Annotated in this window: 10 protein-coding genes and 1 pseudogene; 8 read left to right on the top strand and 3 right to left on the bottom strand. The window is 69.8% G+C overall.

Features of this window, described 5'->3' with window-relative positions:
- From IE294_RS44575 to IE294_RS44560, 4 genes are all read left to right on the top strand, one after another.
- Positions 1–1,636: APC family permease (locus IE294_RS44575; protein ID WP_189895051.1), on the top strand; the 1,636-nt coding region annotated here is incomplete at its 5' end.
- A 100-nt stretch (positions 1,637–1,736) separates the two neighbouring features.
- Entirely contained in the window at positions 1,737–2,006 is a 270-nt protein-coding gene (locus IE294_RS44570) for a hypothetical protein (RefSeq protein WP_189895050.1), read from the top strand.
- 228 nt (positions 2,007–2,234) lie between these two features.
- A complete protein-coding gene (locus IE294_RS44565) occupies positions 2,235–2,525 on the top strand; it encodes a hypothetical protein (RefSeq protein WP_189895049.1) in 291 nt (96 codons plus the stop codon).
- Positions 2,526–2,796: 271 nt separating this feature from the next.
- A complete protein-coding gene (locus tag IE294_RS44560; protein WP_189895048.1) occupies positions 2,797–3,603 on the top strand; it encodes an eCIS core domain-containing protein in 807 nt (268 codons plus the stop codon).
- Between the two features lie 107 nt (positions 3,604–3,710).
- Here the strand turns inward: IE294_RS44560 and IE294_RS44555 are convergent, their stop codons facing one another.
- Positions 3,711–5,090 (bottom strand): COG1470 family protein, encoded by a 1,380-nt coding sequence (locus IE294_RS44555; protein WP_229918103.1) that lies wholly within the window; start codon positions 5,088–5,090, stop codon positions 3,711–3,713.
- A 193-nt stretch (positions 5,091–5,283) separates the two neighbouring features.
- Here IE294_RS44555 and IE294_RS44550 point away from each other — a divergent pair, with 193 nt between their 5' ends.
- From IE294_RS44550 to IE294_RS44535, 4 genes are all read left to right on the top strand, one after another.
- The gene (locus tag IE294_RS44550; RefSeq protein WP_189895047.1) at positions 5,284–5,961 is read left to right on the top strand and encodes a helix-turn-helix transcriptional regulator; all 678 of its coding nucleotides are present in this window, start codon (positions 5,284–5,286) and stop codon (positions 5,959–5,961) included.
- 274 nt (positions 5,962–6,235) lie between these two features.
- The gene (locus tag IE294_RS44545; protein WP_229918101.1) at positions 6,236–8,587 is read left to right on the top strand and encodes a vWA domain-containing protein; all 2,352 of its coding nucleotides are present in this window, start codon (positions 6,236–6,238) and stop codon (positions 8,585–8,587) included.
- Between the two features lie 9 nt (positions 8,588–8,596).
- Entirely contained in the window at positions 8,597–9,292 is a 696-nt protein-coding gene (locus IE294_RS44540) for a Pvc16 family protein (protein ID WP_189895045.1), read from the top strand.
- A complete protein-coding gene (locus tag IE294_RS44535; RefSeq protein WP_229918099.1) occupies positions 9,289–11,418 on the top strand; it encodes an ATP-binding protein in 2,130 nt (709 codons plus the stop codon). The genes IE294_RS44540 and IE294_RS44535 overlap by 4 nt, the downstream gene beginning before the upstream one ends.
- 342 nt (positions 11,419–11,760) lie before the next feature.
- On the opposite strand, the gene IE294_RS44530 is transcribed toward IE294_RS44535, so the two are convergent.
- Positions 11,761–12,399 carry a hypothetical protein gene (locus IE294_RS44530; protein WP_189895044.1) on the bottom strand — a complete coding sequence of 213 codons (639 nt, stop codon included), beginning with the start codon at positions 12,397–12,399 and terminating at the stop codon, positions 11,761–11,763.
- Between the two features lie 25 nt (positions 12,400–12,424).
- Positions 12,425–14,420, bottom strand: a pseudogene (locus tag IE294_RS48670) (hypothetical protein); the annotation flags it as partial.

The following is a 14,420-nucleotide window of genomic DNA, read 5'->3' as shown; positions in this document are numbered from 1 at the left end:
GATCGCGATGCTGGAGCGGCTGCTGTCGTTCTGGCAGGGCAAGCTGTTCGTACTCACCCTGCTCGGCTTCGCCGCCACCGACTTCCTCATCACCATCACCCTCTCGGCCGCCGACGCCTCCACCCACCTGGTGCAGAACCCGCACCTGACCAGCGCCCTGCACGACAAGCAGATGCTCATCACCCTGCTGCTGGTGGCGCTGCTGGGCGCCGTGTTCCTCAAGGGCTTCCTGGGGGCCATCGGTGTCGCGGTCGTCCTGGTCGGCGTCTACCTCACGCTCAACGTGGTCGTAGTGATCACCGGCCTGTGGCACGTCGTCTCCGCCGGGCACGTCGTCACCGACTGGTCCAGTGCCCTGACGGCCGAACACGGGAACGTCTTCGTGATGATCGGCGTGGCACTGATCGTCTTCCCGAAGCTCGCGCTCGGCCTGTCCGGCTTCGAGACCGGTGTCGCCGTCATGCCGCATGTGAGGGGCGACGCCGGCGACACCGAGGAGCACCCCGCGGGCCGTATCCGCGACGCGAAGAAGCTGCTGACCACCGCCGCGCTGATCATGAGCTGCTTCCTGATCGCCACCAGCTTCATCACCACGGTCCTGATCCCGGAGAAGGAGTTCAAGGCCGGCGGCCAGGCCAACGGCCGCGCGCTCGCCTACCTCGCGCACGAGTACCTGGGCAGCGCCTTCGGCACGGTCTACGACATCTCCACCATCGCCATCCTGTGGTTCGCCGGCGCCTCCGCGATGGCCGGGCTGCTCAACCTGATGCCGCGCTATCTGCCCCGCTACGGCATGGCCCCGCACTGGGCGCGGGCCGTCCGTCCGATGGTCATCGTCTTCACGCTGATCGCCTTCCTGGTCACCTGGGTCTTCGACGCCAACGTCGACAAGCAGGGCGGCGCCTACGCCACCGGCGTCCTGGTCCTGATCAGCTCCGCCGCCATCGCCGTGACCATCGCCGCGCACAAGGCCGGCCAGCGCGGTTGGACCATCGGTTTCGCGGTGATCTCGGCGGTGTTCCTGTACACGACCGTCGTCAACGTCATCGAGCGCCCGGACGGCGTGAAGATCGGTGCCTGCTTCATCATCGGCATCATCATGGTGTCGCTGCTGTCCCGCCTGGCCCGCGCCTTCGAGCTGCGGGTGACGCAGGTCCAGCTGGACGGCATGGCGGAACGATTCATCAGGGACATGTCCCATCGCCGTATCCGCTTCATCGCGAACAAGCCCGGACTGCGCGACAAGGCCGAGTACCGCGACAAGATCGAGCAGATACGAATCGACAACGACATCCCCATGACGGAGGACTTCGTCTTCGCCGAGGTCACGGTCACCGACCCGTCCGAGTTCGAGGGGGGCCTCACCGTCCGCGGCGAGGTGCTGCACGGCCGCTACCGCGTCCTGACCCTGGAGCACTCCTCCATTTCCAACGCCTTGGCGGCCCTCCTCCTGCACGTCCGCGACATGACCGGCTGCACGCCGCACATCTACTTCGAGTGGACCGAGGGCACCCCGTTCGCCAACTTCCTCCGCTTCTTCCTCTTCGGGCAGGGCGAGGTCGCCCCGGTGACCCGAGAGGTCCTGCGCCTGGCGGAACCGAACCGCGCACGCCGCCCGCGCGTGCACACGGGCTGAGGACCGCGGCGTAAGGATCGCGTCAGGATCGGCCCGTACGACGCCAGGACCCCGTCAGTGGCGGTCGCCGTGACCCCTGTGACTGCCTGGCGTCAGCGGTATGCGACGCAGTGGACCGGCGGGCCGTGCCGGCGACCGCCACTGGCGTGGCGGCGCCCGGCTCGCGGAGAGCCGCGCCCTGGTGTTCCGCGCCATGAGCCTCCTGGTCGACCGGGGCGCGGGAAGCCTGACGCCGATGCGCGCCCTGCTCTGGTTCACGCGGTCGGCAGTGGTACTCGCCGTCCCGCTGCCGCCCCAGGCGAGTGCCGGCCCGGCCGGCTCGCGGTACGCACCCCCTGGCGCAGGCGCGTCATCCGCACGGACGCGCTGAGCGCCGTTCGCCAGTACGAGGACGGCGTCTCCTCGCACCTGGTCCTGCGCGACGTCCACGGCCACCGGCTGGACCCGACCCCAGAACCATCGCCGTCACCCCCTTCCTCCGGCACGAACGGCTGCCTGAATCCGGACCACGACGCAGTCGGGCACCGAAAAGGCCGACGGGCCGGACCGTGAGCCTGCCACCGGCCTTGACCAGGGGGCACGGGTGCCGCCACTTGGGGTGGCGGATGCAAGAGCCAGTGCGCGTCCCTGGTTCCGCGGTGACGTCGCCGTCTCGTCCAGCGCCGCGGGTGAGCACCATGTGGTGTGCGGTGCCACTCCCGCCGGGTTCGGCGCGCCGGTCTACGTCCAGGACCCGGACGCCCAGCCGAACGACGTCTTGAGGAGCCTGCTTCAGCACTCCCCGCGGTTGCCGAGAGGGCTGAAGTCCGCCGGCCGGCTCAAGGCCTCAGGGCTGCGCGCGTCGAACTTGTTCCGTCCCGACGCCTACTTCTCGGGCCTCCCCGGCTGATTGCCATCCCCGAGGCCCGGCGCCTGTCCCCGGCAAGCCACGCCGGCGCCGGCCACGTGTCGACCACCCCCGACGCCGCTGCCGGGGCCGGGGGCGTCCTCCTGCTCTCCGAATGGCGCCCGCGGCACCGGTGGCCCGAACGGCTGGGCGCTTGCCCGAAGGGGCAGTCCCGGTTGCCCCTTCCCGGCACGGCCGGGCCTGGACGGGACCGGCGCCGCCCGCGACGCTTGACGCCAGAGGCGGACATCCGGCATTCCGCGGGGAGCGGCAGATGCGCACACACGATCAGGGGCGGGACCACGAGCACGACGAGTCCGTCAAGACCGGCCGGGAGAGCCGTGACCAGGCGTCGGCGGAGCTTCCGCATCTGCTGAAGGCCGCCGCCTCCGGGCGTACGGACGTGATCGGCCGCACAGGGATGACCACCCTTCAACGGGCGGTCGGCAACGCGGCGGTCGGGGCGGCGCTCCAGCGGGACACCGAAGGGGAACCGGAGCACCGCGAGCCGCGTTCCAGCGTCCACGACGTGCTCTCGTCCGGCGGCGGTCAGCCCCTGGACACCGACACCCGCACGGACATGGAGGGCCGGCTCGGCGCCGACTTCTCCTCCGTACGCGTACACACCGGCTCGGCGGCACACGATTCGGCGAAGGAGATCGGCGCCCACGCCTACACCGTCGGTGACAACATCGTCTTCCAGCGGGACAGTCACGACTTCTCCTCGCACCAGGGCCGTACCACGCTCGCCCACGAACTCACCCATGTCATCCAGCAGCGCAACGGCCCGGTGGACGGCACGGAGGCGCCGGGCGGGATCCGGGTGAGCGACCCGTCCGACCGCTTCGAACGGGAGGCGTCGGCCAACGCCGAGCGCGCGCTGGCCGCCCCCGCGCCCGCGTTCGTGCCCGAGGCGGCATCCCCTCAGGCCGCGCCGTCGTCCGCTCCCCCCGTCACCGCCCCGGTGCAGCGCCAGGCTGCCGACGAGGAGGAGGAACCGGCGGACGTGCAGGGCTCGTTCGTACAGCGGGCCGCGGAGGGCGGGAGCGAGGAAGAGGAGGAGTCCGCGTCCGAGGCCTGATCCTGCGGGTCCGCGCGGCCACACGTGCGTCCGAGGGCAGGCGATGCCGATCCCCTGCCCCTTCCGGCCCGTCTCGCGCGTCCCTTCCGGTTCCGCGAGCCCGGCGGTCAGCCGTCGGCCTCCCCGTTCGCCGCGATCTTGCCGCCGAGGAACAGGTATTCCGAGCACTGCCCCGGTGCCGGGGCCTTGACCGGCTTGCCCACCTCCCGGCAGCTCACGGTGATGGTGACCCTGCCCCCCGACCGCACCTGGACGGGGGTGACGAAGTGGTAGTCGGAGTCGCGGAAGTTCTCCAGCGCCAGGTTGAGCAGTTGCCCGTCGCCGGTGGAGACGACCAGCGTGCCCGCGTCGCCCTGCGGGTTCTGGACCACCATGTCGGTGAGTTCGAAGGTCTTGCCCTTCGGGACAGCGTAGGCGGTCCGCCGGGTGGTGGCGCCGCCCACCGCGTCCCGCACCTGCACCCGGGCGCTCTGCGGTACCGCGGGGCCGCCGGGCTCAGTGGGCCGGCCGGGCTTGGCGCTCCCGCCCGGCTTGGCGCTCCCGCCGGGTTTGGCGCTCCCGCCGGCGTTCGGGGACGGCGTGCCGCCGGAGCCGGCCGGGCTTGCGCTCGCGCCACCGCCGGATGCCCCCTGCCCCTGTCCGTTCTCGCCGCCGTCCGGAGTGGCGTTCCCCTGCCGTGCCGCGGACGCGACGACCTGCGGGGTGACCGCCTCACGGGCGGCCGATCGTACGGTGGGCCGCAGCACCGAGTACCAGAGCCCCACCAACGCCGCCGCGACCAGCACCGCCACGGCGAGGGCACGGGGAAGCCAGCGGGGCAGGATGGCCTGCTGCTCGTAGGAACCGTCCAGGACCACCGGCCCGTCAGGGTCGTGCCCCTCCGGTACCCGGGGAGTCACGATCACCTGGAAGGGGTGGGTGATCGGCGTGCCGCGCCACAGCCGCTTGGCGGGGCGCACGGTCAAGGTGGCGAACTTGGCCTGGCCGGGCGGGATCTCCACCTCGGCGGGATGGAAGGCGAGCCGCGACCGTTCGGTTGCTCCCCGCGCGCTCAGTGCGATCGTGACGGGCGTGTTGCCCTTGCTGTCCACGGCCAGCTTGTGCCGGCCACGCCACGCACCGCTCGAAGCGGGGGGCACCAGTTCCGAGGTGATCTCGGTGAACGGCCGTACCAGCACGCTCCGTTCGAGAACCACCGGCTCGCTGCCGTCGGTCGTCGGCACGACGCGCAGCCCGAGCGGTGTCTCGCCGGGCGCCACCTGCGCGGCGCGGGGCGGACGCAGCGTGACGGTGGCGCTGCCGGTCGCGCCCGGGTAGAGCGACAGGCTCTCCGGTTCCACCGTGGCCCAGTCGGCGCACGGACCGACCACCTCGAACCGGCACTCCTCGACGATGTTCCCCGAGTTGACCACCTGCACCGCAAGATCCGCTTCGCCGCCGGGCTCAACGGTGACGGAAGACTCGTCCAGGCTTGCCGAAACACTCATGCCGCGCACCGTATTGCCGGCCGCGCCCTACCAGGACCGGCCACGCAGGAATACTTTCGGGCAATCCCGATGCCCTGGGAGTCACGAGTAATTCCCTTGGTGAATCAAGGGCATTACTGTAGTCACTTGGTAACGGGGGGACCCACGTGAATGAAACGTGACGATGCCATGTTCACGATCTTTTCATTTCTCCATGGCGTTCTCCTTCAGTCGCCCGAAGAGGGGGAGCGACGTGTTGCAGACGAGCGGAGAGCGCATCACGGTGGCGCTGCGCGCCCAGGATCCGGTCTCGCAGGCCGGAGTGGCCAGCCAGCTACGCACCAGGCCCGAAGTCAAGGTCGTCGAATGGGACGGGGAGGACGCGCCGCAGGTGGTGGTCGTCGTCCTCGACGTCGTCGATGACGACGCGTTACGACTGTTGCGCCAGATCCACCGGACCGGTACCGCGCGGGGGGTACTGGTCACCACTCACGTCGACGAACAGCAACTGGTCAACGCCGCCGAATGCGGTTTCCTCGGCGTCGTCCGGCGCTCCGAGGCGACACCGGAACGCCTGTCGCAGGTCATCGGCTCCGTGGCCAAGGGTGAGGGCCGGGTGCCACCCGACCTGCTCGGAAGCCTGCTCGAACAGGTCGGACGGCTCCAGGGACAGGTGCTCGCACCGCACGGGCTCAGCTTCACCGGTCTGTCGGCTCGCGAGATCGAGGTACTGCGGCTGGTGGCCGAGGGATACGACACCGCCGACATCGCCGTAAAGCTCTCCTACTCCGAACGCACGATCAAAAACGTTCTGCACGCCGTCATGTCCCGTCTCAATCTGCGCAACCGCTCGCATGCGGTGGCATACGCCCTGCGCCAGGGGTTGATTTGAGGCATTGCGCACGCGGATAGCGCCCGTAATGCCTCATGGGGCATCCGGCCGTTCCCGAAAGGCTGGCTCGTACCCCGCTGCCGCGCACGCCGGTGATCCGTGATGGTGGGGAGCAAGCGCGCCAATCGCGAGAGTCCGGACCCGACTGGGCCGGTCGGGAGCCTGAGTGGGGTGTTCAGTGCGTTCTGTAAGGGGATTCCGGCGCTTTCGCCCACCTGCCGGTCCGCGTCCTCACGGAGTCCGCCTCGGCCTGCTGACCGCCGTACTGCTCCTGGTGGTCGGCGGCGTCGTCAGTGCCGCCGACGGGGTTGCGGACGTCGTCCCGCAGCCGACGGTGACCCCCGCCGTGGTGGACGAGGCGCTCGACCCGGGCGGCTCGCTCATGGTCGCCAAGCGGGTCCGCACGCCCGTGGTGCCGCCCCGACCGGACGTCGTCCTGCTGGTGGACGGCACGGGCAGCATGCAGCCCACCATCGACAACGTCCAGGCGAACCTGAGCAGGATCACCGACCGGGTACGCCAGGAACAGCCCGACTCCCGCTTCGCGGTGGCCACGTTCGGGGATCAGGAGGTCGACGGAGACCGCGTCTTCACGGTGCTCCAGGAACTCACGGACGATCTGGGCGCCGTACAGAGGGGCGTCGATCAACTCACCGCCGACCGCGGCGCCTACAGTCCGGGGCCCGCGGAGGACTGGATCAACGCCCTGTGGCAGATCGGCAACGGTGCGGGCGGCAGGACCGTCTTCCGCGACGGCGCGAGCCCCGTCGTGGTGCTCGTCGGTGACGCCTCAAGTCACGACCCCAGTAAGGGGCACAGCCTCACCGACGCCATCGACGCCCTGACGAACGTGGGTGTGCGCGTCATCGGCGTGGACGTGGCGACCGAACTCGGCGACGGGCTGGACGGCAACGGGGACAACGGCAACGGCCCCGCGCAGAACCGGGAACCCACCCACGACCCCGATGAGGCGACCAAGGTCGTCCGGGCCACCGGCGGCAAACTCTTCCGGAACATCGACGCGAACCAGGTCGCCGACACCGTCGCAGCGGGGCTGACCAACCTGCCCACCACCGTCAGCCATCGGACGGTCAGCTGCGATCCCGCCCTCTCCGTCACGTTGACCCCGCCGAGCCAACGTGTGACGAGCGGTGAGACCGCCGCCTTCGACGAGAAGATCACGTTGGCGGCCGACGCCCCGCAGGGCATGACGCTGAGCTGCACCGTCCAGTTCCTGCTGGACGGTGAGCCGCCGAGCGGGCAAGCCCCCGTCGATGTGACGCCGGCCCGGGAGTCCCACGGGCCCAGGACCGCTCCCGAGGGAGCGGACGGCAAAGCCGACGGCGCCCAGGGTGATTCCGGCAGCGGCGGTGGACCGGCCCCCGGGGCCGTCGGCGGTGCGGGCGGCGACGGGCCCGGCGGCAACGGCGGCAGCTGGAACGGAGGGCTCGTTGGCGGGCTGCTCGCCGACGGCACCACGAGCGGTGGCACCGGCACTGGCGGCACCACGGACGGCGGCAGCGGCAGCACCATCGCCGGCTCTGACGGCGGAACCGGCGGTACCCAGAACGGAGGCGCTCAGGTCGGCGGCCAGGACGGAGGCGCTCAGGTCGGCGGTCAGAACGGAGGGGATCGGACCGGCGGCCAGAACGGTGGTCGCGGTAGTGGTGGCGATCCCGCCTCCGAGGACTACCAGGAGCACATCACCATCACCGTCAATGACGTGGCCGCCCCCGTCGTCACGGTCGACGACCGCACCGTCGAGGCCACCGGCGGCTACGGCACCGTCATCGACTTCTCCGCCACCGCCCAGGACGCGGTCGACGGCACGCTGCCGGTCACCTGCGACCCGGCCTCCGGCTCCCGCTTCCCCACCGGCACCACCACGGTCACCTGCACCGCCACCGACTCGTCCGGCAATACGGGCACCGACACGGCCACCTTCACCGTCACCCCGGCTCCCGTACCGAACGAGGCGGACATCGCCGTCACGGCTGCGACCGCGTCCCCCGTCCCCAACTACGCGGGGCTGACGGCCCGGACCGGCTTCACCCTCACCAACGTGGGCCCGAAGACGGCCAGGAACGTCGTGCTGACGACCAGTTGGCCGCACGCGGGGGGCACCGGCAAGCGCACCCTGTCCGCCCTGTCGAACTGCACCCGGGCGAAACCCTGCACCATCCCACCCGGCCGACGCGTCACCGCCACCCAGAGCGGTGTCTACGACAGCGCCGTCGACGGTGAGGTCCGTGCCGTGGTCACCGGCTCCCCCCTCGACCCCCGGCTCGCGAACAACACCGACGCGGTCCGCATCCGCGTCCTCCGGCCGAAGCTGACCGTCACACCGCAGGTGGCGACGCCCGGCGATGTGGTCATGGCGCGCGGCGAGGACTTCCCGCCCGGCCGTACGGTCGCGCTCAGCTGGAACCCGGGCATCACGGCGGCACAGTCGGCCGTACGGGTCGGCCGGGACGGCACCTTCGAGGCGCAGGTGCTGGTGCTGCGCAAGGACCAGCTCGGTCCGCGTACGCTTCGCGCCCGGGTCCGGGGCCTGAACCGGCTGACGAAGCCGGTGCTGGTCGTGCAGGGCGGCCTCCAGCCGCCCGACTTCGCGGGCCGGAGGTGAGGGCGGGCGATGATCCACGAGGTCGACGAGGCGCTGCGCACGATGTTCCGGACGGACGCCCTGGCGGGCGGCCAGGTGGCGGTGGTCTTCGACGCCCCGACCCGCGACTGGGCGGCCAAGGTCAACGCCCCCACCGTCAACCTGTACCTGTACGACATCCGTGAGGACATGCGCCGCCGTGAGCGCGGTCTGCTCAACGAGTACGACGAGCAGGGCACCATCGTGGCCCGGCGCCGCCCGCCGCGGTACTTCAAGCTGTCGTATCTCATCACCGCCTGGACCAGACGCCCCGAGGACGAACACCGCCTCCTCTCCTCCCTCCTGTCCTGCCTCCTGCGGTACGAGGCCCTGCCCGCGGAGCAACTCACGGGCACGCTCGGCGAGATCGGCGTCTCCGTCCCCATGTCGGTCGCACTGCCGCCCCCCGAGGACCGGTCGTTCGCCGATGTGTGGAGCGCGCTCGGCGGCGAACTCAAGCCCTCGCTCGACCTGGTGGTGAGCGTGCCGGTCACCGAGTCCCCGGTCTATCCGGCGGGCCCGCAGGTCGGAGAGGAAGGAGTACGGCTCGGCTTCGGCGAACTCCCTCCGGACCCGCCGGCACCCCAGGGTGCCACCCAGCGGATGCCCGGCGGCGCCAACCTGCCGGTGTACGGGGCCCGCCGGGGCGGCATCACGTCGCGCGTGGCGGAAGAGCAGCCGGAATGACGCTGCCCACGGACCCCCGCACCTCGTCGATGGAGACGGACCCCGCGGACGGCGCCGCCGACCCCGGCCTGCGCCACCTCCTCGACCGAGCGATCCTCGTCGAACAGCGCGTACGGCGGGCGGTCCACGCCCGGCGGCTCACGGACCCGGACCCGGACGACGCGTTCCGCGGCCTGTACCTGAGCGACGAGACGATCCACCGCCTCCTGGAACACGGCCGCCCCCTCACGGTCACCGCCCCCGACCACACGGACACGGACTTCCTGGCCGAAGCGGAGTCGCGCGCCGACGCCGCCGAAGCAGCAGGCCACGTCATCCGGCTACGCACCCTCGCCCGCGACTTCGGCCTCTCCGTCCTGGACACCGAGATCCTGCTGATCGCGCTGGTCCCGGACCTGGACGACCGTTTCGAGCAGTTCTACGGCTACCTCAACGACGACGTCACCCGCCGCCGCCCCACCATCGGCCTCGCCCTCGGCCTGTGCGGCCTGTCCGCGGCCGACGCGGGAGCCAGATCACGCCTGTCCCCGCAGGCGCCGCTTCGCGCCGGTGGCCTCCTCCTGGTGGAGGACCAGGACCGCCCCTTCCTCGCCCGCACGCTCCGCGTCCCCGACCGGGTCACGGCCCACCTCCTCGGGGACGACACGCCGGACCCGCGCATCGTCGACCTCCTCGTCCCCTGGCAGGTCGCTCCCGGTGCCGGCGACGCGTCCGGACTCGCCCGTGCCCTCGCCACCGGGGTCCCGCTCGCGTACCTCCGCGAGGAACAGGGCGGCGCGGGGACGGCGCTGGCGGCCTCCGCCCTGACGCGCGCGGGCCGCGGCGTGCTGGGCGTCGACCTCGACCGCCTGGCGCGCGACCCGCACCCCGCCGAGGCGGTACGCGTCCTGTCCCGCGAGGCCCGGCTGACCACCGCCGGCCTGGTGTGCGCGCCACTCGACGCCCTGACCCGGGAGCCGGACAAGACGGAGATCATCCGCCTGGTGACCGACGTCCCCGTCTCCGCGGTGCTGATCGGCCGGGTGCCGTGGGACGCGACGTGGTCCTTCCGCCCACCCCTGCTCCTGCACGCCCCACGGGTGGAACCGTCGGCGAGGGCGGCACTCTGGGCGGACGCGTACCCGGCACCCGTCCCCCCGGAGTTGAACCTCACGCACCTCCTCTCCCCCTTCCTCCTCGCCCCGGACCAGATCACCAGGGCCGCTCAAGGAGCCTCCCAGGCCGCGGCCCTGGACGGCGGCACCCTCCACCCGGACCACATCCGCGCAGGCGCCCGCTCACAGAACGCGGCGGGCCTCGACCGCTTGGCCCGCCGCATGGAACCGGCGGTGTCCTGGCCCGACCTGGTCCTCCCCCCGGACACGCTCACTCAACTCCGCGAACTCACCGCCCGCGCCCGCCACCGCGACCGGGTCCTCGGCGAGTGGGGCATGCGTCCGGGCGGTGGCCGGGGGCGAGGCGTGACGGCCCTGTTCGCAGGCGACTCAGGCACCGGCAAGACGATGTCCGCCGAAGTGATCGCGGCCGACCTCGGCCTGGACCTCTACACGGTTGACCTGGCCACGGTCATAGACAAATACGTAGGTGAAACCGAGAAGAACCTCGAACGGATCTTCTCCGAAGCGGCCGGCATCAACGGCGTACTGCTCTTCGACGAGGCCGACGCCGTCTTCGGCAAGCGCTCGGAGGTCAAGGACGCCCACGACCGCTACGCGAACGTCGAGAGCGCGTACCTCCTCCAGCGCATGGAGACCTTCGACGGCCTGGCCATCCTCGCCACCAACCTCCGCGCCAACCTCGACGACGCCTTCACCCGCCGCCTGGACCTGGTCATCGACTTCCCCGTCCCTGACCCGGCTCAGCGCCGCGCCCTCTGGGACCGCTGCCTGGGCCCGGTCCTCCCCCGCACCACGGACCTGGACCTGGACTTCTGCGCGCAGTCCTTCGAACTGGCGGGCGGCAACATCCGCTCGGTGGCGGTGACGGCGGCCTACCTGGCCGCCGAGTCGGGGACTCCGGTGACGATGGCGGACCTGATCCACGCGGTACAGCGGGAGTACCAGAAACTGGGCCGGCTGACTCTGGCGTCGGAGTTCGGGCCGTACATGTCCTTGCTCAGGGCCTGAGAGAGTCCTGCGCCCGCGCCTGCACGTCGTCCACAGCCCTATGCGAACGGTCCGAGCTTCACGCCATAGAGCGACATGACGATCAGCAGCGGAGTCCCCCAACGGGGCTACGCCACTGCCACGTAGCAGGACTGGGTGGTAACAGCCCACAGCTCAAGTCAGCCGGCACCGATCGGAACACCGTACGGAGAATGATCAGGTCGGGCCAGTGGGTTCCGCTGACCCGGGGCAGCTACTGGGTGGGCCGGGGCGAGGGTTCGGCGTGCGCGGTGAACCGCAGGCTCGTGGAGACGAGCAACGCCCATCCTTATCGCCGGGTCACGCGTCGTCCGTTGTGGTTGCTCAGTTGCCATCCTCGGCCAACCTCAGTTCCACGTCGCGCCAGTTGATGATGAGACCCAGCTCCCTGAGTCGCCCCGCGACTTCGTCTACCGCCTCCGCATCGCTCTCCAGATCGACCGTTCCGAGATCGAGCGTCACCCGCGTGCCGCGAAGACCGTTCGACCGGGCGACGACGGTGTCGACCATCGCCCCTGGCCGGATTCTGCCAATGCGCTCCGTCAGCGCGTCGTCGACGTGCTCGCCGACCCTGACACCGATCGCAGCGTACCGACCGTTCGGGTCAGCCCGTTTCCGGCGATTCGGGCTCCAGGTGCTGTCGTAGCCGTCGAACTCCGCCGGCTTCAGGGCTGGCTCGACCTCGCTATCGCCGGTCGCATCACCGCTCAGCGTGATGCGCGAGACCTCGGGGTACCGATCCCGCCAGTCGTCGGACTCCGGATACTCGCTGTAGTAGGAACTTCGGAATACCTCGATCGACCACTCCCGCACGCTCAGCGGCAGCCTCAGCGCGTCAGCAATGCCCTGCGTGAACTCGGGATCGCCGTCGACCACACGGCCGATGTTTGTGCGCATGACCTCCACGACCGCAACACCGTCGCCGTGCTCGAACCGGTCAAGCCACAGGAAGAAATTCGACATCCGTCCTCCAAAGGCGGGCGCCACCTCACGGATCGTCCGGTCCCTTGAACAGTGGCCCGACTTCGGGCAGATAATTCACACCGCCGGACTGTTTCGAAGAGTTGCACGGGCCGCAGAGTAGTGTCAGGTTCGACACCATGTTGTACCAGTCTTTCCGCTTCAACTGATGAGTGTTGCTTCCGGTACTTCCACCGTGCCCCGGTGCGTTCCAGTGCGAAGCCACCGGAGTCATATGATCCACCGAGGCTGCGGACGTCGGCGCGATGTGCGGGGGGCGATTGGGTTTGCTGGGGACCCCGTCGCAGTAGAAATATCCGTCGTCCTTGTAGCCGGTCTGGTTCTTCAGCTCTGGGTGGTCCTCCTTCCGTTTGATCATGACCGGCAGGTCGCGGTCGAAGACCTCCCCCTCGGCTGCCGCCGTAAAGCCCGATGGGTAGAAGTATCTACGGACGTCCTTCGCATAATTGTTCTTCAGACGGCCGTTCACAGCGTACTTTGACGGATGTCTGAGCAGCTCCTCCGACTCGTAGCCGTGCGACTGTGAGATCTTGAGCAGATTCTCAGATATCTCGTTGAGCTGGAACTCGACGTGCTTCTCCTCGGCCTTGGTCCACCCGCTGCCGTCCGACAACCGGTCGCCGATTCGCGTCAGTTCCTGCTCCAGGGCCTGCATCTGCTGTCGCATGGAGGCGCAGGCCTCGTCACCGGAGCGCTTCTGCTCCTCCGCGATGCCGTGGTGCAGGATTATTTCGATCCTCTGACGCTGCTGCTTCAGTCTGTTGACCGCGAGCCCGGACTTCTCTGGGTCGGTGTAATTCTTGTAGCCCTTGGCGAGCATCCGCTCGCGCACGGCGTCGCTCTTCGGGATCAGTTCACGGAGCGTCGCCGTGTACACGATCCCGCCGGTCGCCTGAAGCTGGTTGAGCATCGCCCGAGACTGCGGTGTGCTGAGCGAATTGTAGATCTTCTCGTGCGCGCCCTTGATGTCGAACGCGTTCGTCCTGCTGTCGGCACGTGCTGTCTGTACGTGGACACCCCAGTGCGCCGACGAGTTGTCCTCGGAGGTGATGGTCGCCGTGTGATATTTGGTGCGCACCGGGGCGAGCGCCGCGTCGACCTCTTCGCGAGCGAACGGGCCGCGGCCGAGCCGCTCGACTGCCGCCTTCGCGTCCACGGAGATCGCCTTGGCGTCCAGTTTCCCGCTCGGCCGCGTCCCGTCGTCCCTCTTGCTGTCTTTGCCCTTGGTTTTACGCTTGACTTTGGCCCAGATCTTCTTGCCGAGCGCGGCGATCTTGGCAGCGATCTTGTCGATCGCCCGATTAACCGGCCGCGCAACCTTCTGAAACACCTGCTTGATCTTGTTGGCCAGCCCCCCGATCCCCAGCAGCGATGCCAAGAACCCGATCAGCAGCGGGACGCTCGCCGCCAACGCCGTCTCCACCATCTTCGGGACGCCCGCAGACCCCCCGTTGGCGATCGCCACGACCGCATCGAGCACCGCGTTGACGAACTGCACGATCTGGGCGCCCTGGTTCACGATGAACGTGACGATGTCGATGATTCCCTTGACGGCGCGGACGAACGCCGACGCCGGGTTGAGCAGGGAGATGATCCAGGTGATGCCCGCGATGATGACCGTGGGGATCAGGTAGGACTTCAGCTCCTCCAGGATCGTGGACTTCAGGTCGCCCACCTCGGCCTGGATCTCGTTGACCGCGCCGGCCGGGCCCTCCGTCGCCAGGGCCTTCGCCACCGGGACCGACTGTTCGACCGTGTTCATCGCCTGGTCGGGGACGCCCTTGCGGGTGATGCGGGCACGGATGTTCGCCCAGGTCAGGCCGAGGAGTGAGGCGATGAGCTGGATGATGCCCTTCAGGTCGAACCGGGAGGGGATCTCGATGCCGGCCTTCACCGCCGTGCCCAACAGCCAGGAGACCAGGCCCGATTGCAGGTGCGTGCCGATGTTCGAGATGAACTGCTGAAGGCCGGCGCCCACCGCGCGGACCAGGTTGCCCAGGAAG

The organism is Streptomyces canarius, from assembly GCF_014650735.1.
Classification (GTDB): domain Bacteria; phylum Actinomycetota; class Actinomycetes; order Streptomycetales; family Streptomycetaceae; genus Streptomyces; species Streptomyces olivaceoviridis.
The sequence above is the reverse complement of the archived record's forward strand: the minus strand, read 5'-3'. Positions and strand labels throughout refer to the sequence as shown.

Coding starts and splice junctions, on each gene's coding strand:
- IE294_RS44570 (WP_189895050.1), top strand. CDS start 1,737: ATGCGACGCAGTGGACCGGCGGGCCGTGCCGGCGACCGCCACTGGCGT.
- IE294_RS44555 (WP_229918103.1), bottom strand. CDS start 5,090: ATGAGTGTTTCGGCAAGCCTGGACGAGTCTTCCGTCACCGTTGAGCCC.
- IE294_RS44530 (WP_189895044.1), bottom strand. CDS start 12,399: ATGTCGAATTTCTTCCTGTGGCTTGACCGGTTCGAGCACGGCGACGGT.
- IE294_RS44560 (WP_189895048.1), top strand. CDS start 2,797: ATGCGCACACACGATCAGGGGCGGGACCACGAGCACGACGAGTCCGTC.
- IE294_RS44540 (WP_189895045.1), top strand. CDS start 8,597: ATGATCCACGAGGTCGACGAGGCGCTGCGCACGATGTTCCGGACGGAC.
- IE294_RS44550 (WP_189895047.1), top strand. CDS start 5,284: ATGGCGTTCTCCTTCAGTCGCCCGAAGAGGGGGAGCGACGTGTTGCAG.
- IE294_RS44535 (WP_229918099.1), top strand. CDS start 9,289: ATGACGCTGCCCACGGACCCCCGCACCTCGTCGATGGAGACGGACCCC.